The organism is Vibrio sp. 1-2 (7-a) (assembly GCF_013048515.1).
In the GTDB taxonomy this organism is placed as follows: Bacteria; Pseudomonadota; Gammaproteobacteria; order Enterobacterales; family Vibrionaceae; genus Vibrio; species Vibrio diabolicus.
Genome location: NZ_VHSQ01000001.1, coordinates 1303410 through 1327652, shown reverse-complemented (window position 1 = coordinate 1327652; position 24243 = coordinate 1303410). Strand labels below are relative to the sequence as shown.

Annotated in this window: 25 protein-coding genes and 1 pseudogene; 24 read left to right on the top strand and 2 right to left on the bottom strand. The window is 43.1% G+C overall.

Annotation, left to right across the window (positions count from 1 at the left end):
• Positions 1-16 precede the first annotated feature (16 nt).
• Together FKN08_RS06010 and FKN08_RS06005 are read left to right on the top strand one after the other, a co-directional pair.
• Positions 17-556: a heme NO-binding domain-containing protein gene (locus FKN08_RS06010; protein WP_170891542.1), complete on the top strand. Its 540-nt coding sequence runs from the start codon at positions 17-19 to the stop codon at positions 554-556.
• Positions 557-563: 7 nt separating this feature from the next.
• Positions 564-2264 (top strand): ATP-binding protein, encoded by a 1701-nt coding sequence (locus FKN08_RS06005; RefSeq protein ID WP_005396909.1) that lies wholly within the window; start codon positions 564-566, stop codon positions 2262-2264.
• 367 nt (positions 2265-2631) lie between these two features.
• Here the strand turns inward: FKN08_RS06005 and pabB are convergent, their stop codons facing one another.
• Entirely contained in the window at positions 2632-3993 is a 1362-nt protein-coding gene (gene pabB / locus FKN08_RS06000) for an aminodeoxychorismate synthase component I (protein ID WP_170891541.1), read from the bottom strand.
• A gap of 270 nt (positions 3994-4263) precedes the next feature.
• Between pabB and FKN08_RS05995 the strand changes: the two genes are divergently transcribed.
• The 8 genes from FKN08_RS05995 (at position 4264) to FKN08_RS05960 (ending at position 12159) form a co-directional block, all read left to right on the top strand.
• Positions 4264-5781, top strand: coding sequence for a fumarate hydratase (locus FKN08_RS05995; protein WP_005376905.1), 1518 nt, complete (start codon positions 4264-4266; stop codon positions 5779-5781).
• Positions 5782-5954: 173 nt separating this feature from the next.
• Complete coding sequence (locus FKN08_RS05990) at positions 5955-6140, top strand: hypothetical protein (protein ID WP_012841654.1); 186 nt, start codon at positions 5955-5957, stop codon at positions 6138-6140.
• 263 nt (positions 6141-6403) lie between these two features.
• Positions 6404-7780, top strand: a complete 1377-nt coding sequence (locus FKN08_RS05985; RefSeq protein ID WP_170891540.1) for a YcjX family protein — start codon at positions 6404-6406, stop codon at positions 7778-7780.
• Positions 7777-8817, top strand: a complete 1041-nt coding sequence (locus FKN08_RS05980) for a TIGR01620 family protein (protein WP_053808932.1) — start codon at positions 7777-7779, stop codon at positions 8815-8817. Before FKN08_RS05985 ends, FKN08_RS05980 begins: the two co-directional genes overlap by 4 nt.
• 100 nt (positions 8818-8917) lie before the next feature.
• Positions 8918-10462 carry a transcriptional regulator TyrR gene (gene tyrR / locus FKN08_RS05975; protein ID WP_170891539.1) on the top strand — a complete coding sequence of 515 codons (1545 nt, stop codon included), beginning with the start codon at positions 8918-8920 and terminating at the stop codon, positions 10460-10462.
• A gap of 36 nt (positions 10463-10498) precedes the next feature.
• The gene (gene rimJ / locus FKN08_RS05970; RefSeq protein WP_170891538.1) at positions 10499-11083 is read left to right on the top strand and encodes a ribosomal protein S5-alanine N-acetyltransferase; all 585 of its coding nucleotides are present in this window, start codon (positions 10499-10501) and stop codon (positions 11081-11083) included.
• A gap of 1 nt (position 11084) precedes the next feature.
• Entirely contained in the window at positions 11085-11672 is a 588-nt protein-coding gene (locus FKN08_RS05965; RefSeq protein ID WP_005396932.1) for an HD domain-containing protein, read from the top strand.
• Positions 11673-11685: 13 nt separating this feature from the next.
• Entirely contained in the window at positions 11686-12159 is a 474-nt protein-coding gene (locus tag FKN08_RS05960; RefSeq protein ID WP_046876177.1) for a DUF2947 domain-containing protein, read from the top strand.
• Between the two features lie 43 nt (positions 12160-12202).
• On the opposite strand, the gene FKN08_RS05955 is transcribed toward FKN08_RS05960, so the two are convergent.
• Positions 12203-13165 (bottom strand): integron integrase, encoded by a 963-nt coding sequence (locus FKN08_RS05955; RefSeq protein WP_170891537.1) that lies wholly within the window; start codon positions 13163-13165, stop codon positions 12203-12205.
• A 238-nt stretch (positions 13166-13403) separates the two neighbouring features.
• On the opposite strand from FKN08_RS05955, the gene FKN08_RS05950 reads away from it, so the two are divergent.
• The 14 genes and pseudogenes from FKN08_RS05950 (at position 13404) to FKN08_RS05865 (ending at position 24079) form a co-directional block, all read left to right on the top strand.
• A complete protein-coding gene (locus FKN08_RS05950; protein WP_170891536.1) occupies positions 13404-13907 on the top strand; it encodes a GNAT family N-acetyltransferase in 504 nt (167 codons plus the stop codon).
• Between the two features lie 717 nt (positions 13908-14624).
• Entirely contained in the window at positions 14625-14981 is a 357-nt protein-coding gene (locus tag FKN08_RS05945; protein ID WP_069490865.1) for a cell envelope integrity protein TolA, read from the top strand.
• A gap of 166 nt (positions 14982-15147) precedes the next feature.
• Positions 15148-15426, top strand: coding sequence for a hypothetical protein (locus FKN08_RS05935; protein WP_170891535.1), 279 nt, complete (start codon positions 15148-15150; stop codon positions 15424-15426).
• A 674-nt stretch (positions 15427-16100) separates the two neighbouring features.
• Positions 16101-16838: an SDR family oxidoreductase gene (locus FKN08_RS05925; protein ID WP_069544510.1), complete on the top strand. Its 738-nt coding sequence runs from the start codon at positions 16101-16103 to the stop codon at positions 16836-16838.
• A gap of 165 nt (positions 16839-17003) precedes the next feature.
• A complete protein-coding gene (locus FKN08_RS05915) occupies positions 17004-17393 on the top strand; it encodes a hypothetical protein (RefSeq protein WP_170891534.1) in 390 nt (129 codons plus the stop codon).
• A 15-nt stretch (positions 17394-17408) separates the two neighbouring features.
• Positions 17409-17511 (top strand): annotated as a pseudogene (locus FKN08_RS05910) (DUF3265 domain-containing protein).
• A gap of 36 nt (positions 17512-17547) precedes the next feature.
• Complete coding sequence (locus FKN08_RS05905; protein WP_170891533.1) at positions 17548-17859, top strand: antibiotic biosynthesis monooxygenase; 312 nt, start codon at positions 17548-17550, stop codon at positions 17857-17859.
• Positions 17860-18542: 683 nt separating this feature from the next.
• Positions 18543-19004: a hypothetical protein gene (locus tag FKN08_RS05900; protein ID WP_170891532.1), complete on the top strand. Its 462-nt coding sequence runs from the start codon at positions 18543-18545 to the stop codon at positions 19002-19004.
• Between the two features lie 106 nt (positions 19005-19110).
• Positions 19111-19590: a peptidase T gene (locus FKN08_RS05895; RefSeq protein WP_170891531.1), complete on the top strand. Its 480-nt coding sequence runs from the start codon at positions 19111-19113 to the stop codon at positions 19588-19590.
• A 217-nt stretch (positions 19591-19807) separates the two neighbouring features.
• A complete protein-coding gene (locus tag FKN08_RS05890; RefSeq protein ID WP_079856096.1) occupies positions 19808-20098 on the top strand; it encodes a YkgJ family cysteine cluster protein in 291 nt (96 codons plus the stop codon).
• A 739-nt stretch (positions 20099-20837) separates the two neighbouring features.
• The gene (locus FKN08_RS05885) at positions 20838-21116 is read left to right on the top strand and encodes a hypothetical protein (RefSeq protein WP_025573065.1); all 279 of its coding nucleotides are present in this window, start codon (positions 20838-20840) and stop codon (positions 21114-21116) included.
• 184 nt (positions 21117-21300) lie between these two features.
• Positions 21301-21858, top strand: a complete 558-nt coding sequence (locus FKN08_RS05880; RefSeq protein ID WP_170891530.1) for a nucleotidyltransferase family protein — start codon at positions 21301-21303, stop codon at positions 21856-21858.
• A 145-nt stretch (positions 21859-22003) separates the two neighbouring features.
• Complete coding sequence (locus tag FKN08_RS05875) at positions 22004-22855, top strand: hypothetical protein (protein WP_170891529.1); 852 nt, start codon at positions 22004-22006, stop codon at positions 22853-22855.
• Between the two features lie 675 nt (positions 22856-23530).
• Positions 23531-24079: a cysteine hydrolase family protein gene (locus FKN08_RS05865; protein WP_170891528.1), complete on the top strand. Its 549-nt coding sequence runs from the start codon at positions 23531-23533 to the stop codon at positions 24077-24079.
• Positions 24080-24243: the final 164 nt, after the last annotated feature.

Below are 24243 nucleotides of genomic sequence, written 5' to 3'. Positions count from 1 at the left end.
GGGCAAGTATTGACTAATGAAAGGGATTATTTTCACCGAGTTCATGGAGTTAGTGGAAGAGAAGTTTGGTCTCGATGTGTTAGACCAAGTGCTCGATCTTTCTAATGACGAAGGGATTTATACGGCAGTAGGCAGTTACGATCATAAAGACTTGGTTAAATTGATTGTGAATCTCAGTAAAGTATCTGGTATTCCGCCTGAACAACTGCAAGAAGTATTTGGAGAGTGCGTTTTTTTGAATTTACTTCGCTCGATTCCTAGTCACGCCAGTTTGCAGCAGTGTGAAACGACATTTCAATTTGTTCGACATGTTGAAGATTTTATTCATGTCGAGGTCAAAAAGCTCTACCCAGATGCTAACCCTCCTCAGTTTGATTTTATCAGCGAGACTCAATCAAACATGGTGTTTGATTATCGAAGTGCGCGGTGTATGTCTCACGTATGTTTAGGTCTAATAAAAGGCTGCGCGGCGCACTTTGGTGAAGTTATTCATATTAAACACCAAAACCAGTCAGAAGATGGTAGCCAGGCTCGCTTTTGGTTAGAGGCACAATAAGAACGATATGACAGGAAGTTCCTCGCTAGAAAGGAAACTCAAACGAGAAATCGAATCAAGAAAAGCAGCTGAGCGGTTATTGGAGCAGAAGAGCTTCGAACTTTATGAATCTACTCAACAGCTAAGTGTTGCTTTGAAAAAGCTTGAGTTGAAATCAAAAAAGGATTTACGCAAGTTTGAGTTCGAAGAGAAAGTTGACGCGACGCTGATTAAGTTTGGTCGAACTTTTTTGTCGAGCACCTTTGATGAAGCCATGATTGCCAGTTTTATTGAGCAGCTCACTTCGAACTCAATCATTTCTGCGGCTTACTTACATCTTGATTCCACAAAACTCTCTTCTTTGCGCCGACATCATTTTGGTCATTTACAGCTTCGCCATGAGAATACGATTAAGACTGTCCCCAATTGGCAGGGGGAGAACTTGCATTTGCCTATCATCATTGACAAGCAAACAGTAGGAGAGTTGATCTTCTCTGTTCAGTTGGATCAAATCGATCAGTCGTTTATTTCCAAACAGATGGAGCTGGTATCGGATTTGGTTCATGGGGTCATTGGCCGGCATTTGAGTTTAGAGCGAGAAGTGGAGCTGCGAAAGCGGGCAGAGGAATCGGAAAAAGCGACGAAAGAGTTTGTCGCCATGATTAACCACGAGTTGCGAACACCTCTTAATGGCGTGCTAGGTAGTGCTGAACTACTAAGTCGAACACAGTTAGGTGAAGAGCAACGCCATTACCTAAACAACTTGACTCAATCGGGAGACTTATTGAGGGTCATCATTAACGATCTTCTCGACTTCAGCAAGATGAATGCCGGTATGATGGAAATCATCGATAAGGTCTTTGCTTGGGAAGAGCTTGAAAAAGCCATCATGGGCGTATTTTCAGCTAAAGCAGCAGAAAAGCGAATTCATTTCTCCATCGATAAAAAGCTCGGTATTCCCGAGTTTTTAGTTGGTGACTTAGAGCGAATTACACAGATCTTGGTCAACTTGGTGGGAAATGCTATTAAGTTTACTCATTTGGGTGGGGTGGTGCTGCGAGTGGAGTGGATAAACGGTATTGCGCATTTTGAGGTTGAAGACACGGGTATTGGCATCCCGATAGAAGCGCAGCCCTCATTATTTGACCCATTTGTGCAAGTAGATCGCTCGGCGAAGCGCAGTTTTGAAGGCTCAGGTTTGGGCCTTGCGATTTGTAAAAATCTAGTGGATTTGATGCAGGGCGAGATTAGCTTTGAAAGTGAAGAACGCAAAGGTACCACCTTTAAAGTCTCTATTCCTCTAAAGGAGGGGCAAGCCCAAGGCGCAGCAGAGGGGGAATTAGCTAATATAGAGCGAAGTGATTTGGCAGGACGCTCAATACTGGTGGTTGACGACATCAGAATGAACCAAGTGATAGTTACTCAAATGCTGAAAAAACTCGACATTACGCCTGATTTAAAAGCCAATGGGAAAGAAGCTTTAGAAGCGGTGAAAAACAAAGATTACGAACTGATATTTATGGACTGCCGAATGCCAGAAATGGATGGTTATGAGGCGACGATGTATCTGAGAGAACGTGGCTTTACTCATCCTATTATCGCATTAACCGCTGGCACTACCATCGAAGAGCGTCAAAAGTGCATTGATTCAGGCATGGACGACATCCTCACTAAGCCGTACACCGCAACCGATATTGAACAGATCATGTGTAAGTGGCTTGAGCAGTAGACGCTGCCTCTTAAAAAACGGATTCTTGTTAGCCAACGGCTAAAAGCCAAAGTACCTGTAAATAAAACACACAAAAAACGCTCCACACTGGATAATGCCGATCGCTTAACGATGTTTCTTGTGTCATTCCAGCGAGCCTTGGCGAGACTAGGAATCTAATAGCAGCACTGAGCGGCTAATGAAACAAATTTGACCATAAAGTGCTCGGATAGAAGAGCCTGTATCACGCTCCTTCGTCGCGGTACAGGATGACGAGATACAGAAATATGCCACTCGCTGTTAAACGAGCGGCATTATCCGTAATGGAGGCGTTTTTGCTTGTTTTCGTTAGCAGGGTTCATAGACCGTTGCCATTTGGCGAAACCTACTATTGCAGCGCTGGCAAAATCTTTGAGAGCTTATCCAACGTTTCTTGATATTCAGAAGCGCAATCGCTATCTGCAACGACGCCGCCGCCAGCCCAAGCGTACAGTTTGTGATTCTCCGCTACGAGAGTGCGGATGGTGATGCTGGTATCCATACGACCATGGCGAGAAATGTAGCCAATACTGCCGCAATACGCGCTGCGTCGATGCGGCTCCAATTCTTCAATGATCTGCATTGCGCGAACTTTAGGTGCGCCGGTAATTGAACCGCCTGGAAAACACGCTCGCAGCAAATCCGCAGGAGAGTATTGTTCATCCAAATTCGCACGAATGGTGCTCACCAAATGATGCACTGCGGGGAAGCTTTCAATTTCAAACAGCTTTGGCACGTGAACGCTCCCCGGTGATGCAACTCGACCAATGTCATTACGCAGCAAATCGACAATCATCAGGTTCTCTGCTTGATCTTTTTCTGCTGTCTGCAAGTCATGGGCATTAGCGTTATCTTGTTTTGAATCTTCGCTGCGTGGGCGAGTACCTTTGATTGGTTTCGTTTCAATGACGCGATCTTTGAGCTCTAAAAAGCGCTCTGGAGAGATACTCAAAATTGAAGACACAGGCATACGGATAAACGCTGAGAATGGCGCTTGGTTGGCGGACTCCAATTTCAGATACGCTTGCCACTCACTGCCTTGATACGGTGCGTTAAAGCGCTGCGCCAAATTGATCTGATAGCAGTCACCGCTCAACAAGTATTCTTGCACCTTGTCAAAGCGAGTAGCGTAGCTCTCTTTCGTCATGTTTGACTGCCAATCACCAGACAGAGCAAAGTCAACGCTTTGCTCCGCTTCTTGTTTTTCTAACCATTGCCAAGCTTGCTCGATATTCTGACCGACTAGGCAGGCTTTTTTAAGCTTGTGGTCAACAACGACGGCCCATTCATAAAGACCTACCGCCATATCAGGCGTGTTGAGATCCTTTTCGGCCAGTTCTGGCATCGTTTCTACGCGTCGACCTAAATCGTAACTGAAGTAACCGAGCGCTCCGCCGACAAAAGGCAAATCCAATTTTTTATTTAACTCAACGTGAGGAAGCCACTGTTCTTGCAACTGATGAAGCAGCGCGAATGGGTCATCTTGAGTTGAATAGGCATTAGATGGCGTTTCAACTTGTGTGCTGTCGGCAGTGGTTTCTAACGTTGCAATTGGGTTGGCAACCAACACATCGAAGCGACTATCGATATGCGTTTCTGATGCAGAACGCAGCAACATCGCCCAAGGCTGGTGTTGAATGCGAGAAAAGAGGTGAAGAGCAAACTCTGGTGCATATTCCAGCGCTTTAAAATCAATGAATTGATTGTCCATGTTGTTCATTTGTGTAATTTGTGACAAAGAGATCGTTCACTGCATGGCATGTCATGGGCAGCAAGAGTATCATATTCCTCTGTATAGCCAAACTCCCTCTATTCATAGGGTTTTGAGATGGTTTACAAGTAGGCAACTTCAGCATTTCGTGTGTCGATATCAGCCGTTCGACAATTGTTTATAAAAAACGAAGTTCAAAAGAGCAATAAGCTCAACAAACACGATTGAAGCCAAGCCAATAATGGAAGCATAACTATAACGAGGCATGTAATGACGGTAATACGCAAGCAGGATGTGATCAGCAGTGTCGCTGATGCGCTACAGTATATTTCTTACTACCACCCGCTAGACTTTGTTCAAGCTCTTGAAAAAGCCTATCACCGCGAAGAGAGCCAAGCCGCTAAAGACGCGATTGCTCAGATTCTAATTAACTCCCGAATGTCCGCAGAAGGTCACCGACCAATTTGTCAGGATACTGGTATCGTGACGTGTTTCGTCAACATCGGTATGGGCGTGCAATGGGATTCAACCGACATGACGGTTCAGCAGATGGTAGATGAAGGTGTTCGACAAGCGTATACGAACCCAGACAACCCGTTGCGTGCGTCAGTACTTATGGATCCTGCCGGTAAACGTATTAATACCAAAGACAACACGCCTGCTGTCGTACACATCAACATGGTTCCGGGCGATAAAGTTGAAATTCAGATCGCAGCAAAGGGCGGCGGTAGTGAAAACAAAACCAAGATGGTGATGCTAAACCCATCTGACGATATTGCTGAGTGGGTAGAAAAAACGCTACCAACAATGGGCGCGGGCTGGTGTCCTCCTGGCATGCTTGGCATTGGTATTGGCGGTACGGCTGAAAAAGCAGCGGTATTGGCAAAAGAATCTCTAATGGAACACATCGATATTCAAGAGCTTATTGACCGTGGCCCACAAAACGCAGAAGAAGAGCTTCGTCTTGATATCTTCAATCGCGTGAACAAACTTGGTATCGGCGCGCAAGGCCTTGGTGGTTTGACAACCGTTGTCGACGTTAAGATCAAAACGGCGCCAACGCACGCGGCTTCTAAGCCTGTTTGTTTGATCCCGAACTGTGCGGCGACTCGTCACGTACACTTCACGCTTGATGGCAGCGGCCCAGCAGAGCTAACGCCACCTAAACTAGAAGATTGGCCAGACATTACTTGGGAAGCGGGCGAAAACACGCGTCGCGTAAACTTAGACACGATTACTAAAGAAGAAGTACAAGAGTGGAAGACAGGCGAAACCGTTCTTCTATCAGGTAAAATTCTGACTGGCCGTGATGCAGCGCATAAACGTATTCAAGGCATGCTAGATAATGGCGAAGGTCTACCAGAAGGTGTAGATCTAAACGGTAAGTTCATTTACTACGTAGGTCCTGTCGATGCAGTTGGTGATGAAGTCGTTGGTCCTGCTGGCCCAACAACATCAACGCGTATGGATAAATTCACCGATATGATGCTAGAAAAAACAGGCATCATGGGCATGATCGGTAAAGCTGAGCGTGGTCCTGCAACGGTTGAATCTATCAAGAATCACAAAGCGGTTTATCTAATGGCTGTTGGTGGCGCGGCGTACCTTGTAGCGAAAGCGATCAAGAAAGCTCGCGTTGTCGCATTTGAAGATTTAGGTATGGAAGCGATTTACGAATTTGAAGTTGAAGATATGCCAGTAACAGTGGCTGTAGACTCAAATGGCGTTAACGCGCACCAAATCGGTCCTGACACTTGGAAAGTGAAAATCCAAGAGATGGAAGCGTAAGGCAAACGGTAATCTTACATTGTCTCAGGAGAGAGAATGTGACAAGGTGCTGATTTACCTAGCAAACATTTGACAAAAGTGCAGCGAAAACTGCACTTTTTGTCTATATAATGTAGATATAAACCTCAGGGCATAGCAATCAAACGTTATGCGAACAATAATTAGGAGACGGCATGCCTCGTTTTATTCAGATTCTACAAATTATTCTTGCTGTAGTGGTAGGTGGCTTTGTTGGCTACGACTTGATCCTTCACGGCATCAGCATCTTTGATGAGAAGTACGTGACCATCACGTGTGTATTGTGGCTGATTTTAGAAATCGCTCTATTTGTTATCTATAAATTAATCGAAGACGACTAGACTCAAAGAAAGCAGGTTTCTGTTCAACACAGTAATCAGCATAAATAGGGTCACTAATGCTTTAGTGTTGATTAAGTAAGCCTCTGAACCACTCAGGGGCTTTTCTTTTTTCATCCTGCTTTAAGCGAATGTTTTGTTCATCTTTTATTAAGGTATATAAAGTTAGACTCATAGAGTTCAGTATTAAAAGGTAAGTATTCATAGATTAATACCCGAAGTTGCTGATAACGTTGTTTTAGAGCGGAGCAAGATAAAGAAGCGCAATGAAGAGAATAAAGAAAGAAGTTAATGACTTTATCAACAGAGGTATGGACTCTAATGTTCGAATTGCTGTCACCGGACTTTCTCGTGCCGGTAAGACGGCATTCATCACGTCATTAGTGAATCAGCTTCTTCATACTGCAACCCATGACAATTTGCCTCTTTTGACTGCGGCTAGAGATAAGCGCCTTATTGGGGCGAAGCGTGAGCCTCAATCGAATATGATGGTGCCACGCTTTGCTTACGATGAGGCGATGAGCCAAATTCATGCCACTCCACCTCAGTGGCCAGTACCGACACGTGATGTGAGTGAGATTCGCTTAGCGCTCAAGTACAAACCAAATAAAACTACGAAAAAGCTGTTGAGTAAAACCGCAATTTTAAATGTTGATATTATCGACTATCCAGGAGAGTGGTTGCTCGACCTGCCTTTATTGGACATGGACTTTGCAACGTGGTCGCAAACTCAGTTTGATGCACTTAAAGGCCAGCGTGGCGATTTAGCCAAAGCTTGGCTGTCTGAATTAGAAAAGGTGGATCTTTCTGCTGAAGTGAACGAGAAACTACTCGAGAAAGTTGCACACACATACACAGAGTACCTTCATTCTTGTAAAGACTCTGGCCTTCATTGGGTTCAGCCTGGCCGCTTTGTATTACCTGGTGAGCTAGCAGGCGCGCCGGTGCTACAGTTTTTTCCGTGTCGTGCTGATTCGGAAAGCAAAGCGCCCAAGGGCAGTAACTTAGCGATGCTAGAAGCCCGTTTTCAGGAATACCAACAGAAAGTAGTGAAAGCATTTTATAAGCATCATTTTGCGACCTTCGATCGACAGATTGTGCTGGTGGATTGCTTGCAGCCTCTCAATGCCGGCGATGAAGCGTTTTACGACATGCGCCAAGCGCTAGAGCAGATCATGCATAGCTTCCGTTATGGTCGTAGTAGCTTTTTGCGCCGTTTATTCTCACCAAAAATCGACAAAGTGCTGTTTGCTGCCACAAAAGCGGATCACATAACGCCCGATCAGCATCCCAATTTAGTGTCTTTGCTACAACAAATGGTGCATCCAGCGTGGCAAACCGCAGCCTACGAGAATATCGAGATGAGTTGCATGAGTATCGCTTCTATCCAATCAACCACGACGGGATTTATTTCTTCTGGAGATAAGACGATTCCGGCGTTACAGGGTACGACGTTGGATGGTGAGCCGATGACGATGTTCCCGGGAGAAGTGCCGAAAAAACTACCAAATGCGGCTTATTGGCAAAACAACGGGTTTGATTTTACGTCATTCCGTCCAATGCCCTCACCGAATGATGAGCCAGTGAAGCACATACGCTTAGACAAAGCACTGGATTACCTGATTGGAGATAAATTGAAATGAGTGAGTTGAAGCAAAAACAAGTTTTCTCTGAAAAGGCGATGGAAAAAGAGCAGCAATCGAATCAACCGGAGTTGACGGCGCAGCAAACATTCGGCGAAAAAGAAACATTCGTACCTGTTGAACTTAAAGAAGAGCGCCAGGAGACCGAACAGGAATTGCAACTCGAGCATGTCATTCGTCCAAAACCGGGCAGAAAATGGCTTGCGACTGGCGCATTTGTCACCTTTGCTGGTTTGGTTGGCTGGCAAGCGGTGGACTCGGTTATAACCGCAATTCAAACTTCTGATTGGCTGGCTTTAAGCTGGACGGGGTTTATTGCTGCGATCGCTTTGCTTGGTTTAGGGGCGATGGGTAAAGAGCTTTGGAAACTGCGCAAACTACGAAATCATTTTAGTGTTCAAGAAGAAGCCGAAGCACTTGTTAATAGTGAGAGTGTGGGGAAAGGGAAAGCCTTTTGCGAAACAGTGGCAGAACAAAGTGGTGTGATGGCAGAGAACCCGGGCTTTGATCGTTGGCAGAACAGCATTAACCCTGCTCATAGTGATGCTGAAATCCTTGATATGTATGACTCGATGGTTGTGAGCCAACAAGACAAATTGGCAACGAAAATCGTATCGCAGCACGCAACCGAGTGTGCGGCCCTAGTCGCGGTGAGCCCTCTGGCTGCCGCTGATATGTTGCTGGTGGCGTGGCGAAATTTCAAAATGATCGACAACCTCTCCAAGGTATATGGGGTAGAGCTAGGTTACGCCTCTCGCATCAAGCTACTAAAAGCGGTATTTGTCAATATGGCGGCGGCTGGTGCCAGTGAGCTAGCTATTGATGCCAGTATGGACTTGATGTCGATGGACCTTGCGGGCAAAGTCTCCGCTCGTGCGGGGCAGGGGCTAGGTGTTGGTATTCTAACGGCACGTTTGGGCTTGAAAGCGATGACCTTATTGCGTCCACTACCATGGTATCCTGACCGTCAGGTTAAATTGGGCACCATACGCAAGGCTGTGGCGGCGAAAGTTGCATCAATTACGATGAAACCGTAACGAATATCAACTTTGATGGATAGGATTGCTTGACGCCATTCCAAGCATGATAGAAACTACTGTCAACTTTTCCTGACAGTCGTGAATTGGGATATTTTCAGTGCGTCTTGAAGTCTTATGTGAAGATCGACTCGGCTTGACCCGAGAACTGCTCGATATTTTAGCGTCTAAAAGCATCGACTTGCGTGGTATCGAAATCGATATTAGCGGTATTATCTATTTGAATTGCCCAGATATTGATTTTGATACGTTTAGTGAGCTGATGGCTGAAATCCGCCGTATTCCGGGGGTGAAAGACGTACGTAAAATCCAGTTTATGCCGATGGAGCGCCACAATACGGAGCTGCTCTCGCTAGTTGATAACTTGCCCGATCCGGTCTTTGCCATCGACCTTAAAGGTGCCGTAGACATGGCAAACATGTCTGCACTTTCACTGCTTGGTCTTCACAAGCAAGAAGTAATTGGCACGCAGATCGGAGTTTTGCTGCCAAGTGTTCGTTTTTCTCGCTGGTCTGAAGGTGTGAATGGCCGAACACGGGAAAACCTTGTGATTGATGGCTTAGACTATGTTCTAGAGTTAATGCCCGTTTATATCCGAGACGAAGCGCAAAACTCCACTCTAGCGAGTACACTGATGACGATTCGCTCTAGTCAGCAAGTTGCCAGAATTGAAGAAGCGCTGCCACTGCATAATCCCCTGGGTTTTGAGCACTTTGTTGGAATATCGAACCGCCATAAGGCGCTAATGAATCAAGCTAAGAAGCTGTCTGTGCTTGACCAGCCACTGTTAATTGAGGGCGAAACAGGGACCGGTAAAGAAATGCTTGCTAAAGCTTGCCACAGCCGTTCTAGCCGTGCGAGCAAGCCATTCTTAGTTTTGAGTTGTGCTTCGATGCCTGACGATGTAGCAGAAACCGAACTTTTTGGTCATGCGCCGGGTTCATTTAATCATGAACAAGGTCACAAAGGTATCTTTGAGCAAGCAAATGGCGGGACAGTATTTCTTGATGAAATCGGTGAAATGAGTTCGCATCTTCAAATCAAGCTGTTACGTTTTCTACAAGATGGTAATTTCCGTCGTGTCGGTGCAGAAGATGAGATGCATGTCGATGTTCGCATCATCGCTTCAACAAAACATAACCTTGCCGAACTTTCTGAAGCAGGAATGTTCCGTGAAGATTTGTATTATCGTCTCAACGTACTTACGCTCAGCATTCCTCCGTTACGTAAGCGCTCAAACGACGTTGCACCATTGCTTGAGTTGTTTGTGGCGAAACATGCTCAACAGCTTGGGATTGATAAGCCAGAGTTTGATGATGGCCTAGTTGATGCCCTTGCAAATTATCAGTGGCCAGGAAACATGCGCCAGCTGGATAACATGGTTCTTCGAGCGCTCACAGAAATGGATGGTGGTATACTAAACGCGGAGCACTTCAATTTACCTCAGCCTCAATCAGTCGGCGCTGGTAGTGCAACGCTTAACATCGACGGTTCATTGGATGAGATCATGCGTGACTATGAATCTCAGGTTCTGGAGCGTTTGTATCAGTCATTCCCATCAAGCCGCAAGCTTGCTAAGCGCTTAAATGTATCGCATACCTCAATCGCTAATAAACTGCGTGATTACGGTATCCGCAAGAATTAATCGAATTGAACGAAAAGACGGAATTAATCATTTGTAATGGAAGATAACAGCTCATCTATCGCCGTTCATAAGTTGGACGGTGACTTGCTTCTGCGTACCGCTGAAATCGGTGACGCAGATATGATTGCCGAGTATTTTCAAGCGAATCGAGAATACCTGAAACCGTTTGAGCCGAAACGTGAAGAAGCTTTTTTCTCAGTGAACGGTTGGTTGAAAAAGCTTATCAAGCTCAATGAGCTGCATCGAATGGGGTTGGGGTATTATTGCCTCTTGGTCAGAGCCTCTTCGGGTGAAATGCTAGGTACGATATCCTTTAGTAATTTGAGTCGTTTCCCTTTTTATTCTTGTAACGTCGGATACTCTCTCGCTGAAAAAGCGCAAGGGCATGGTTATATGCGTCGTGGATTAACCATGGCTTGCGACTACATGTTTAACGTGCAGAAGTTACATCGTATTCAAGCCGGCTACATGCCTCACAACAAACGTAGTGAAGCTGTGCTAGAGCATGTAGGGTTCAACCGAGAAGGGTATGCAAAAGATTACCTTTTGATTAATGGTGAATGGCAAGACCACGTTCTAACGTCACTTATTAATCCGAATTGGCAACCAGAAGGGCGATAGTATGGAGCGATTGGAAAAGCAATTAGCACTTGTAATCGAGCTCGATAAACTCAAAAGTATTTTGCGCCGAACCCGAGTTAAAAGTGCTGAAGGGCGTCTCGAAAATAGTGGTGAGCATAGTTGGCATGTCACACTGATGGCAATATTGATGGAAGAGCATGCGAATGCACCAGTAGATATTTGCCGAGTGATGAAAATGTTATTGATACATGACGTAGTAGAGATCGACGCGGGGGATACCTTTGTTTATGATACTGCCGCGTCTCAAGAGCAAGTAGAAAAAGAAATTAGAGCGGCAGAACGCTTGTTTGGTATGTTACCCAGCGATCAGGAGCAAGAGTTATTGGCGCTTTGGCATGAATTTGAAGCCGCGCAGACCGATGATGCTAAGTATGCAAAAGCACTCGATCGGTTAATTCCAATGCTCTTGAACTACCATAATAATGGTCAGAGTTGGAAGGAGCATGGCGTCTCTCGTGAACAAGCACTTACCATTAATAAACGAATTGAATTTGGCTCTGTTACCTTATGGGACAAAGCGAAAGAGTTGATAGAAGAAGCCACAGAGAAAGGTTGGCTGAAATCGTAATAAAGGAGACTGAATGTCTTATTTGCCTTTGGATGAATACCAAAGAAAATGGATTTTTACGCATCAGTCGATGCCTGTGCCAAAAGAAGATTTGGCTTTTATTAAGCCGATGAGCCAAGCTCGTTCAGCACAATTTTGGAAAGAAAATATTAGTGCTCAAAGCCCTGATATGGATCGACTTAGCTCCCAAGATTGGCCAATGAATGAGGCGAACTGGTCTGAAGTCGTTGATTGGATGGCTGCGTGGGAGTTGGATGATCCGGACATGCCAGCGGAAGTAGAAGCACATATCGATTGGCAAGACGATGTGACCGTTTACTTTTGCTACGAGAAGTACAATGTCATCGAAACTAAGTGGTCGATTTTTAAAAAGCATTGGAAGAACTTTCTCTTTTATGATGATGGTCCAATATTGATTGGACGTCGCCGTTCACAAGCGCTTTGGTTTGATTCAAAAGGCAATGTGAAACTCGGTGTTCGTCAATAGCGAGTTATACAGCAAGCCACCTTTTCGAGGTGGTTTTGTTTTTCTAAAGGCTGGATAATGGACTCAACACGCCACCAGCCCCGCGCTCGATAACGTGAGTATAAATCTGGGTGGTTTTTACATCGGTGTGACCAAGCTGCTCTTGTACTGTTCTAATATCAGCACCAGACTCCAATAAATGCGTGGCAAAGCTGTGCCTGAGTGTATGGCATGTTACTGTTTTCTCGATACACGCATCCGTTGCAGCGCGCTTTACCGCTCTTTGTATTGCACTTTCATTGATATGATGCCTTCTGAGCTCTCCGGTGTCCCGATCTGCGCTTAACTTTGTTGATGGAAACAAAAAGTGCCAGTTAAAATCTAGCTCCGCTTTTGGGTATTTACGTCGTAAACCTTCAGAGATGTATACGCCCGCATAACCAGGCATGTGTCTATCTTTAAAATAGTAATCTCTTGCTAAATTAACTTGAGCTTTAAGCGGCTCATGCAGTTCTTTGGCTAATGTGACTGTACGATTTTTACCTCCTTTTCCTTGCCAAACGCGAACTGCACCATAATCATAATCGATGTCTTGAACTCTTAAGCGCAAGCACTCCATGACTCGAAGTCCTGAGCCATAAAGCAGCTGAATATGGAGTTTATACCTCGGGTCGATATGTTGAACGAATCGTCGGATCTCCTCCCTGGTTAACACAACGGGAAGTTTCTTTTCGGTCAGAGATTTCTGAAATCTCATATCAAGTGATAGTGGAGTTTTGAAATAATCACGATATAAAAATGATATTGAGTTCAGTGCCAAAGCTTGCGTTTTTACCGCAACTTTTTCTTTTACCGCTAAGTAACTCAGGAACTGAACGACATCATCTTCTGCTAGTGTTGAAGGGTGGGCAAGCTGGTGGAAAGTGATAAAGCGTTTTATCCAAAATAGATAACTTTCGATGGTTTTATTCGCATAATGACGAGTAAGCATGTGCTCTTTTACACTAAGTAAAAACTGACTTTTCATGATAAAATTTACCTGTTTATTTATACAGCCCCTTCAATCTATCAGCTCTTTTGTAATTAGCGTGCATTGCGCCGTCTAATTGCGCGCGCGACCACACATGTTCATACTGTTTTTCTATTTGTTTCATGTATATAGGTGCTACGATTCATAGCGCTTTTGATCAGAAAGAGGGCGGTAGCTTGCCAGAAAGGAGGCAAATTGCCGTATAGAAAGCGTTAGCCCTTTTCGAGGAAACGATATGGAAATCGTACAAGAAATAGATGTTTCAGAATTGCATCATAAGGCAATCGAAGCATTAAGAAATCAAGCTTTTCCAGATAGCCAAGTAAGTCGTTCTTACTTTAAGCAGTTGCCTCATATGCGTGCCCTTCATTTTCAAGGTGAACAGCTGGTTGGCTATCTTGGACTGGATTATCGCGTTGTTAGTGTCGGCGGGGAAATACATAAGGTTCTGGGCGTAATCGACTTTTGTGTTGATGAACGTTATCGAGGGCAAGGTATTGGCTCTTTTATGTTGTCAGAATTATCGGCATTTGCTGAAACTAAAGATGTGGATTTCATAATCCTTATATCTGAGTTACATGATTTCTACTCTACAAACGGCTTTTACCAAGTTCAGTGCATGCAGTCTTGGTTAAGGCTTCACGAGCACACCAACTTTGGAGTTGCTGTAGAGCATCTTGATGAACTGTATGTGAAACCACTCAGAGATAAGCAGTGGGGTGTTGGACATTTTGATTAGCTAGGTTATATGTACTAGTCAACCACAGGGCTAACAAACAATTTAAGAGTGATTCAGCACGCTTGGCATTTTTGGTTTGGGTTGCGTTCGGTGTTTACGGTGGTCAAATGAAGTGTCGTGGTCACGTGCTTCACACCTTAATTGGGCGTTAGTACTGGATTGGCATTAATGTTCAAAAGTTTTGGTGTTTATCGGTTTCGATGCTCGGTTTTTCACTTATACGGGCGTACCTTTCACGTTCTTTCCGGTGGCACTAGATGTGTGTTTTTTCGCTTTGATTGCAGCGTTTACGGTTTCTAACTTTTGGGCTATTTCTCTGGCGCGGTTTCTTTTCTGTTGTTGGCTTTTAGCTTCAACTCGGTTCTTTGGTGTTGTTGTTCAAGTTAGGTGACCGAATTCTTTTCTAATTTTAAAGCAGTGAAAATGGGGCAGATTTGTACGTTTTTCTTCTAGCTAACCTGCGTTTTGTGGCTGAGTTCTAGTTTAATAGTTGTCCATTTGGCTTTGGTGTTTTACGCCATAAATTTCGTGCTATATTTCAACATCTTGGTGTGATCCAAATGCTTCAAGGGCAGCGTACTAACAAACAATTCAAGCGTGATTCAGCACGCGTGGCATTTTTTTGTGCGGTGGTTTTTGTGTTGAAGTGCCATGCGGCGGCTTGGTCATTGCGTGCTTCACACCTTAATTGGGCGTTATGTTCAAGGAACGTTAATAATGAAAAACGCAATTTTTATTGCATTAATATCAATGTTTGTTGCTGGGTGTGTTGGTTTCAATGATTCGCCAGAGGCTAGACTAGTTCACAATGCATCCTTGATGAAAGTGCGAATACAAGATGAATTGAACCAGCAAGATGAGTATCTAGGGTACGATGTCCGTGTAAACTTCAAACTTAATGATAAAGCTGAGGTTACCGAATTCTCGGTACTAAAAACTAGCGGGCTTCGCTCGTTTGATAACGCGGTCGAAAAAGCAGTAAAGAACAGCTCCCCATTCGAATTTTTATTGAGTCTAAGTCCGCAAGAGTTCGAGCAGTTTAAAGATATTAACCTTACCGTTGATTTAGAGTAGCCGTGAACATAACAAATTGTTCAAGAGTGATTCGGCACGCGTGGCATTTTTACTATGCGTTGGCTTCAGTGGTTAAGGTGTTATGCGGAAGCTTAGGTATTGCGTGCCTCACACCTTAACAAGGCGTTAGCTGTTTGAGCAAAATATCTATAAGTTCTTATTATGTGTGAGATATAATATCGCTTTTATTCTGCGCCTGATTATTATGAAGTTATTTCGAACAAATTTAATTGCGTTAAAGTCTGATTTAGACGCTTTAGATTTATCTGCAAAAAACGATGGAATCGATAAGTACAATTTACTGGCAAAACACTTCCCTAATTTTTCGGTAGATGAATTTACACAAGCGCTCGATGAATGGGTTGATTCTGGTGAGGCTTTAAAATCAGAGACAGTTTTGAAAACAGCTTTGACTAAATTAGGCGAAGTGTACAAAAACAGCTAACAAACTGTTTAAGAGTGATTCGCAACGCGTGGCATTTTTACTATGCGTTATGTTCAGTGGTTAAGGTGGTATGCGGAGGCATAGGTATTGCGTTGCTCACACCTTAACAGGGCGTTATACGCTATATGAAGAAAACCTAAAAATTCAGGTCAATAATCTCAGTTTTCAGCATTGTGTTCTGGGGTTTGGGCATCAGGATTTCCCGGTTTCAATACTCGTTTTCTCCGGTCCGTGATTCAGTTTTTGCCTATCGTTTATCGGTGGTTTTCTTCTTTGGTGCTGATTGTTTGGGGCCAGTCCAGGCTGCGCTTTTTGCTGAAATTCAGCTCTGTGATTTTGCCTTTCTAAAAGCCGATTTACTTGCTGAAAGGGCGCTTTCTCTGGTGTGGTGAGTTCACGTGGTTTCAGTGACAAGCCGCTGTGAGTCTAAGCCTGACTTAAGTGCATCAAAGCACATAAAAATCATGATTTCAAAGTAGGGCTTGTCGTAGAATTTTGGCTTAAACGTTCGAGCGTATAACAAAGCGTTTAAGAGGGATTTGGCACGCGTGGCATTTTTAATTTGCGTTGGGTTCGGTGATTATGGCGTTATGCTGTAACTTTTGTATTGCGTGCCGGCACCCCTTAACGCGGCGTTAGCCGTCAAAGTTTACAAATAGGAAAGGAGTCCTAAATTGAAAATTGCATTAGTCACTGGTGGCTCAAAAGGTATCGGTTTGTATTCAGTTCTTCGGCTCGTGAAGCAGGGATATAAAGTTATTACGTGCTCGCGTTCGAAGAAGATTTGGCTTGATGTAATGCAAAAATATCCAGAATTAAAATCTGTTGATTATCAGTTGGTTGACATTGCGAATGAGCAACAATTAGACGGTTTATTTGCTCACATTGAAGCTCAATATGGAAAATTGGATGTAGCGGTAAATAACGCTTCTCCGGTTCTTGCTTCTAGAGGTTACCTGTCTCAAGTCGATGTACCACTTCTCAAAGAAACACTTCATGTGGATTTTTTGTGCCAAGCCTTATGTTTGAGGTCTGAACTGAAACTAATGGAAGCAGGAGCATCCATAGTAAATGTAAGTTCCGTTAATGGTCTTAGGCCAACACCCAATGCATCAATGTATAGTGCTGCTAAACACGCGCTTGAGGGGCTGACTAGATCTGTTGCGCTAGAAAGCATCAAGTCTGGAATTCGAATTAATGCGGTTGCTCCCGGTGTAACGTGGACTCCCCGATGGGAAGAAAAGCAACTTGAAAACTCTGATATTCGCGCTGATGTTTCTGACGTAGTACCAATCAATCGTTTTGGGGAAATCGATGAAATCGTCAATGCAATTGAGTTTTTATTATCAGATAAAGCCAGCTATATCGTCGGTCATACGTTGGTAGTTGATGGTGGGCTATCGTTGGCATGATCGGCTAACAAACAATTTAAGAGTGATTCGGCACGCGTGGCACTTTTACTATGCGTTGTATTTAGTGATTAAGGTGGTATGCGGAAGCATCGGTATTGCGTACCTCACACCTTAATTGGGCGTTATACCCTACGATAAAAAAATGACTTGGTAAAAGGAGCAACTATGTCTAAAAACAGTCCGTATAATTTATTTAAAATAGAGTTACCAGTCGAACGTAGAGACCAATTTGATGCAACGATAGGTCTCGAAAGTTACCTCATCACTCGTTATCCCAAAAGCCTTTGGTACTCAAAAGATAAGAATGCAATACTTTTAGACATTCCGGATAGCGTCGAAGATTTCTATGAAACAGTACAAAGTTTAACTAAATTACCGTCAGGTGGATTTAAAGCAACACTTTTAGAGATTGACGAATCACATTTGGATTTAGAGGAAATCGACTGGTTCGACGAAAGATACGAAGACAGAAAAGAGCTGGTAAATTCGTTGTTCCCTGTACTCGTTGAGCAGCTAAAAAAGCCACGTCTGCACATGATTTCACTTAGCAGCTAGCACGGGTATAACAAACTGTTCAAGAGGGATTCGCAACGCGTGGCATTTTCACTATGCGTTGGCTTTAGTGTTTAAGGTGGTATGCGGCGGCATCGGTATTGCGTTGCTCACCCCTTAACAGGGCGTTATAACCACGGCATAAAATGGAGTATTTATGATAGCAAGGGAATGGAAAGCTACTTGTCCGAAGGAACATGAAGAAGGGTTTATTGTTTACCTTTACGAGACAGGTATAAAAGACACGTCAGCTACTAAAGGTTTCTTTGGAGCACAAATTCTGAATCGAGATTTAGGAGATGATGCTGAAATCACGTTGCTAACTTACTGGGAAGATCTAGATTGTATTAAGTCGTTTGCTGGTGAAGATATCAGTATTGCTAAGTTGTACCCAGAAGACGAGAAGTACAAATTGAATCCTGATCTCCACGTGAGTCATTATGAAGTCCGCGAGAACATGTGGTTATAACAAAGCGTTTAAGAGGGACTTGGCACGCGTGGCATTTTCAATTTGCGTTAAGTTTAGCGGTTAAGGTGTTATGCGGTCACTTTTGTATTGCGTGCCTGCGCCCCTTAACGCGGCGTTAGTACGGGTTTGACATCAAAGGTCATAAGTTTTGGTGTTTATCTGTTTTAGCGCTCATCTTTACACCTTTCAGCTTGTACCTTTCACGTTCTTTCCGGTGGCACTATATGCGGAGTGTTCGCTTTGATTTCACCGTTTACGGTTTCTAACTCTTAGCCTATTTCTTTGGCGCTTCTTCTTTTTCGTGGCTTTTACTAAGTCAGAATTGACTTCCATTGGTGTTGCCGTCGGAGTACGAGGATCGAATCCTTTTCTAATTTGAAGCCAGTAAAAGTAGGGGAGTTCAGTACGTTTTTCTTCTAGCCAACTCTCGTCTCTTTACTGAGTTTAAGTTTTGTAGCTGCCCGTCTCACTTCAGTGTTCAAAGCCTTTCATATTATGCCACTTTTCAATATCTTGGAATGCACAAATAGAAGTAGCGCATGTACTAACAAATTGCTTAAGAGTGATTCGTAACGCGTGGCATTTTTACTATGCGGTGGCTTAGGGTGATTAAGGCGCCGTGCGGTAGCTTTTGTATTGCGTTACTCACACCTTAGCAAGGCGTTATGCATATAAGGGTTAAAATGGAATATTGCGTAAAAATAGAAAGAATTCCTTATGAAGAGCCATACCATCTTCAACTCTTATGGGATATTTCAAATGGTATGCAGAGTACAAGATTTGAACTCTATAATAATGCTTCTGATCTACTGAAAATCGCTCAAGGTCTAGAGGTTTTCCCTCGTCACCCAAAAGACGTTTTTCTGTATGAAATAGGTTCAGAAAGGGAAGAGGATAACTTTGCGTATTATTTTAGTCTAAGGGCATTTATGGTAAGCCCTCAAAGACAATGTGCTCTTCAAATTAGGTTCTGTAGTAATGCACCTTTACCTTACAAATACATATCAGAGTTTTGTATACAACTTGAACCTAGAGATCTGAATCGGCTGGGTATTTTGTTTGGCGAGTTCTCTAAATTACAAAGTCATTTTCTTGTATGGGATGCCAAAGGTGAATTTTTAGGTGATAAGTGGGAATATGCATAACAAAGCGTTTAAGAGCGATTCCGTAACGCGTGCCATTTTCGCTTCGCTCAAGTTTGGCACACATTACGTCACGCCTTAACGCGGCGTTATGTCTTTTGAGGTACTAATGAGTACATATGAGATTGTTTCTACAATAGTTATCGTAATAAGTATTGGTATCAATTTGTACCAATTTAGGGCAAGGAAGCCTAAGCTAAAAATTCGGCTTATCAGAAGCTTGGAACCTAATATTGATGGCGTAGGGAATTATCTTTGCGCTCGTATTTTTGTTTCCAATCATGGTGGTGAAGCTGCATATTACGGTGGGTTAGAAGCAGTAGATGACAAGGGTAACATCTTCTATCCAAGTTGTTCTTTGAAAGCACAAAATTTGATCCCTCCAAATGCTTCAATTGTCGGGGTAATTCCAAATGGACATTTACTTTGCGATGGAACCAAAAAGTTATTCGTAGTTGATGGAACATTAAGTAAACACAAGCTTGCTTTGATAAATTTACGCAGAACTATCAAGGAGTTAAAAGAGGAGCGTCAACGACTAGAAAGTCTAGGATACAAGGTGCACCCAAACACTTCTTGGTCGTCTTAACTACAGACATAACAAACAATTTAAGAGTGATTCAGCACGCTTGGCATTTTTGGTTTGAGTTAAGCTCAGTGTTTACGGTGGTCAAATTGAGTATAGTGGTCGCGTGCTTCACACCTTAATTGGGCGTTATGGCTCACAAGGTCAACAATCTCAGAAATGAAGGTTGTTCACATCAAATTTACGTTATCATGCACAATTGACTAAACTGTAGTTACTTATGCTTATACCAACTAATACACCTTCTTCCTCAAATGTATCTTGCGCAAACTGCCAAGCTTGCTGCTGCCGCCTTGAAGTTATGATTATCTCGGATACTGGAGTGCCAGAAGAGTTCATCGCACGCGATCAGTATGGTGGTGAAACAATGATGCGATTAAATGATGGTTGGTGTGCCGCTTTAGACAGAGACACTTTAATGTGCACAATTTATGAAAATCGTCCTTGGATATGCCGCGAATTTGAAATGGGTTCTAATGAGTGCTTAGACGAACGTGTTAAGTTCATATAGAACAACAGATTAACGTTTCTGTTCGTTGTGAGTTGTAAGCCATAACAAAGCGTTTAAGAGGGATTCTCAACGCTTGGAAGTTTTGGTTCAAAGTTTGGCTTTTGTGTTTATGGCACAATGGTTTAAGTTGGGTGTCAGCGTTGTTCACCCCTTAACGCGGCGTTAGTACGGGTTTGACATCAAAGGTCATAAGTTTTGGTGTTTATCTGTTTTGGCGCTCCTATTTACACCTTTCAGTTAGTGCCTTTCACGTTCTTTCCGGTGGCACTATATGTGGAGTGTTCGCTTTGATTTCGCCGTTTACGGCTTTTAACTCTTAGTCTATTTCTTTGGCGCTTCTTCATTTTCGTGGTTGCTTTTGAGAGAACCTTGATTATTTTTTGTGTGGCTGTTGAAGTACGAGGACCGAATCCTTTTCTAATTTGAATCCAGTAAAAGTAGGGGAGTTCAGTACGTTTTTCTTCTAGCCAACTCTCGTCTCTTAACCGAGTTTAAGTTTTGTAGTTGCCCGTCTCACTTCAGTGTTCAAAGCCTTTCATATTATGCCACTTTTCAATATCTTGGAGCCCATAAATGGAAGTAGCGCATGTACTAACAAATTGCTTAAGAGTGATTCGTAACGCGTGGCATTTTTACTATGCGGTGGCTTAGGGTGATTAAGGCGCCGTGCGGTAGCTTTTGTATTGCGTTACTCACACCTTAGCAAGGCGTTATATGCCAATACAGCTAGGAAGTAAAAATGAACTTTGTATATGAATTTCTATATGTGCTTTCATTGTCCAAACGCACTCAATTAGCATTGATTCTTGGCGTCGTTTTTCACTTCGTAATTTTATTGGTCGGCAAATACTACATCGCTGAAATTGAGTTTCAAGGGGTAATGAAACCTTTGGAAGATGCCATAGTTGGGAAGCTATTACATAGATACGACAAGGTAGCATTGTTTGCCTTAGTTTCGTTCTGGGTCTTGGCTTTTAAGTGCTATCGTAAAGATCGCAAAAGGCTATATAGCTTGTAGTTCTTGCTTTGGGTGCTCACTAAGGGACTCTCAGGCTTTGGGTTCAGGCATATAACAAGGCGTTTAAGGCGGATTCACAACGCTTGGCGATTTCAGTTCAAGTTAGGTTAAGTGTTTAAGGTACAATGGTTTAAGTTTGGTGGTTAGCGTTGTTCACCACTTAACGCGGCGTTAGTAGGTCAGGATGAATAAACAAAAACTCAAGCATCTAATTCAGCAAGTTCCTGAGTTAATAGAAACAGCTGAAGTGTGTCGGGAAGTAGGGCTGCCAAACTTCTATATCGCAGGTGGCTCTATTACTCAAATCATCTGGAACAGTATTGAAAGTAAATCGCTTCTTGCTCAAGTTAAAGACTTTGATGTTGTCTATTTCGACAGCTCTAGTCATATCACTGAAGATGAATTCAAAAATCGTATTAGTTCACGGTTAAGTCATAGTGTCGACGTTGATGTAAAAAACCAAGCAATCATACATGAGCGCTACTCTAAGAGGTTTGGTTGTTCCATTCAGGCATATGAGCGTGTTGAACAAGGTATCGAGTCTTGGCTTTCTGCCTTTGCTATTGGGTTCACTCTAGATAGCTCAGGTAATATTAAACTGTTCGCCCCTTATGGGTTGGAGGACGCATTTAATATGTTGATCAAACCAAACAAAAAGGCAATGACAGAAGCTAATTACAACAAAATGACTGCTGGCTATAAGGCTAGGTGGCAACAAGTACAGGTGCTCTCTTGGAGTTGACCTACTAACAAAGCGTTTAAGAGGGATTCTCAACGCTTGGCAGTTTCGGTTCAAAGTTTAGCTTTTGTGTTTATGGCACAATGGTTTAAGTTAGGTGGCATTGCGTTGTTCACCCCTTAACGCGGCGTTATGGCTCAGAGGAATTATGGTCGAAGCATATATTGTACTAGATGAATCTGGTGCGAAAGGTAAATCAAACAAAAACGAACAATCGGAAGGGGAGTTTGGTGTTGTAGCTGGCTTTTTGTGTTCCGTTGGTGGGTATAAATATTTTGAAGAAGTGGCTAGAGATATATCCCAAAAAACTGCATTTTGCGGAGGAAAACTCCATATTACGGATATTCCAACAGAAAAATCAAATGAAATTAAAGATAGTTTCTTTAATTTCATGAAGCGTTTTGGTGTGTGTTGGTCATATAGTGCGGGATATGTTAATGGATTCTACGAGTTCAATAGTTTTGAAGAAAGACCAAGGCTACTACATAGCGCTTTGGTTGTTCAGTTATTAGCCAAGCTGTTGGCTCGTGTTAAATCAATGTATCCTAACCAACCTATAAAGTTAAACATCGTCACAGACCTATTACAAGAAGCAACAGTAAAACTCATTAGGCAAGAATTTGATGAAATAACAGAGTTATTTATCCATGGTAAACGTTCAAGACCTATTAGCAGGTTTAATAGAATCGAGAAGAAACTTGAGCATGCAACTAGTACAATCGAAATTGATAAAAATGTTTACGAGAATGTACATATTCCTGAGCTAGACTATGAAATAAAATGCGAAGTTAGCGATATTACTTTCATGGCTGATATTTTGTCTAATAGTGTTTACCGCCATTTAAGAGAGAAACTAAAATCAACAACTCCGGTGGATTTTAAACTTGAATCAAAAATGGCTATATCCGCACATTCTCTGGAGCACACATGTTTTGGTGCTAGCGACGATGATACTATGTCATTTTCCGACTTAGCGTTTTTCCATCGTGGAAAACGATAGAGCCACAACAAACTGTTTAAGAGTGATTCGCAACGCGTGGCATTTTTACTATGCGTTGGTTTTAGTGTTTAAGGTGGTATGCGGCAGCTTCGGTATTGCGTCGCTCACACCTTAACAGGGCGTTAGTTGCCAACGAGGAAAAACGTACCCAAAGAAGAATGTTTAGGGCTAAAGTCCGTGTGTATTTGGCTAGGTTTTCTTATTTCCATTTCTAGTTATTTGAGGCTGTGAAAATCGTGCTTTGGTTTCTTATGTGGTTTGGATCCTTTGTTGCAGAAGCCGCGTTGTTTGTTGAAAATCAGTTCTGTAACACTGTCTGTCTAAAAGAGCTTTTTGGTGTTGTTGGTCCGTTTTCTACGGAGTTTTGAGTTCCAAGTAGTTTCAGTGACAGGTGCTTTGAAACTGCGCCTGATTTGAGTTTACTAAAACACGCAATGCTGGTGTTGGCAAACGGCAATCGACTTCAAATCAAAGCTTTAGGTTTGGCACTTCGTACTTGAATCCAAGGCAACTAACAAAGCATTCAAGAGGGATTCACAACGCTTGGCAGTTTTGGTTTGAATTGGCTTTAGTGTTTACGGCACAATGGTTTAGGTTAGGTGGTGGCGTTGTTCACCCCTTAATGCGGCGTTATATGCTTTCAACTATAAATCAGTAAATAGGCTAGGAAAAATTATGAGTAAAGGATTATTGCTAATCGATATACAGAACGACTACTTCTTAGGCGGTGCTATGGAATTGGAGGGTATGGAAGATGCAGCTCGCAATTGTGCTCGACTGCTTTCTTACTTCCGAGAGCAAGAGTTACCAGTTTTTCATATTCAGCACATAGCCACGCGTGAAGGTGCGACCTTTTTCATTCCAAATACTTTCGGTTGCAAAATACACGAACTAGTTGAGCCGATGGAGAATGAGCCAGTGATTGTTAAGAATTATCCAAGTTCATTTAGGGAAACTAATTTAAATGAACTTCTTAACTCACAAGGGGTTGATGAACTTGTAATATGCGGTGCAATGACGCATATGTGTATTGACACAACGACAAGGGCAGCATTTGATTTGGGTTATAAATGCACTGTTATATCAGACGGTTGTGCAACGAAGAGTTTAGAGTTTGACGGTAAGCAAGTCTTGGCTTCTGACGTCCAGGCTGCTTATATGGCGGCGCTTAGTGTTCCGTTTGCTCAAGTGGTTTCAACAAATGCTTTGGTTGCTTCATTGTAGCACGCATATAACAAACAATTTAAGAGTGATTCGGCACGCGTGGCATTTTTAGTATGCGTTAGTTTTAGCGGTTAAGGTGGTATGCGGCAGCATCGGCATTGCGTGCCTCACACCTTAATTGGGCGTTAAGTTGCTAATGAACTAAGTCGAAACCATGTATCATA

Excerpts from the sequence above, each read along its gene's own strand:
- FKN08_RS06010 (WP_170891542.1), top strand. The coding sequence starts at position 17 with ATGAAAGGGATTATTTTCACCGAGTTCATGGAGTTAGTGGAAGAGAAG.
- FKN08_RS06005 (WP_005396909.1), top strand. The coding sequence starts at position 564 with ATGACAGGAAGTTCCTCGCTAGAAAGGAAACTCAAACGAGAAATCGAA.
- pabB (WP_170891541.1), bottom strand. The coding sequence starts at position 3,993 with ATGGACAATCAATTCATTGATTTTAAAGCGCTGGAATATGCACCAGAG.
- FKN08_RS05995 (WP_005376905.1), top strand. The coding sequence starts at position 4,264 with ATGACGGTAATACGCAAGCAGGATGTGATCAGCAGTGTCGCTGATGCG.
- FKN08_RS05990 (WP_012841654.1), top strand. The coding sequence starts at position 5,955 with ATGCCTCGTTTTATTCAGATTCTACAAATTATTCTTGCTGTAGTGGTA.
- FKN08_RS05985 (WP_170891540.1), top strand. The coding sequence starts at position 6,404 with ATGAAGAGAATAAAGAAAGAAGTTAATGACTTTATCAACAGAGGTATG.
- FKN08_RS05980 (WP_053808932.1), top strand. The coding sequence starts at position 7,777 with ATGAGTGAGTTGAAGCAAAAACAAGTTTTCTCTGAAAAGGCGATGGAA.
- rimJ (WP_170891538.1), top strand. The coding sequence starts at position 10,499 with ATGGAAGATAACAGCTCATCTATCGCCGTTCATAAGTTGGACGGTGAC.
- FKN08_RS05965 (WP_005396932.1), top strand. The coding sequence starts at position 11,085 with ATGGAGCGATTGGAAAAGCAATTAGCACTTGTAATCGAGCTCGATAAA.
- FKN08_RS05960 (WP_046876177.1), top strand. The coding sequence starts at position 11,686 with ATGTCTTATTTGCCTTTGGATGAATACCAAAGAAAATGGATTTTTACG.
- FKN08_RS05955 (WP_170891537.1), bottom strand. The coding sequence starts at position 13,165 with ATGAAAAGTCAGTTTTTACTTAGTGTAAAAGAGCACATGCTTACTCGT.
- FKN08_RS05950 (WP_170891536.1), top strand. The coding sequence starts at position 13,404 with ATGGAAATCGTACAAGAAATAGATGTTTCAGAATTGCATCATAAGGCA.
- FKN08_RS05945 (WP_069490865.1), top strand. The coding sequence starts at position 14,625 with ATGAAAAACGCAATTTTTATTGCATTAATATCAATGTTTGTTGCTGGG.
- FKN08_RS05915 (WP_170891534.1), top strand. The coding sequence starts at position 17,004 with ATGTCTAAAAACAGTCCGTATAATTTATTTAAAATAGAGTTACCAGTC.
- FKN08_RS05905 (WP_170891533.1), top strand. The coding sequence starts at position 17,548 with ATGATAGCAAGGGAATGGAAAGCTACTTGTCCGAAGGAACATGAAGAA.
- FKN08_RS05900 (WP_170891532.1), top strand. The coding sequence starts at position 18,543 with ATGGAATATTGCGTAAAAATAGAAAGAATTCCTTATGAAGAGCCATAC.
- FKN08_RS05895 (WP_170891531.1), top strand. The coding sequence starts at position 19,111 with ATGAGTACATATGAGATTGTTTCTACAATAGTTATCGTAATAAGTATT.
- FKN08_RS05890 (WP_079856096.1), top strand. The coding sequence starts at position 19,808 with ATGCTTATACCAACTAATACACCTTCTTCCTCAAATGTATCTTGCGCA.
- FKN08_RS05885 (WP_025573065.1), top strand. The coding sequence starts at position 20,838 with ATGAACTTTGTATATGAATTTCTATATGTGCTTTCATTGTCCAAACGC.
- FKN08_RS05880 (WP_170891530.1), top strand. The coding sequence starts at position 21,301 with ATGAATAAACAAAAACTCAAGCATCTAATTCAGCAAGTTCCTGAGTTA.
- FKN08_RS05875 (WP_170891529.1), top strand. The coding sequence starts at position 22,004 with ATGGTCGAAGCATATATTGTACTAGATGAATCTGGTGCGAAAGGTAAA.
- FKN08_RS05865 (WP_170891528.1), top strand. The coding sequence starts at position 23,531 with ATGAGTAAAGGATTATTGCTAATCGATATACAGAACGACTACTTCTTA.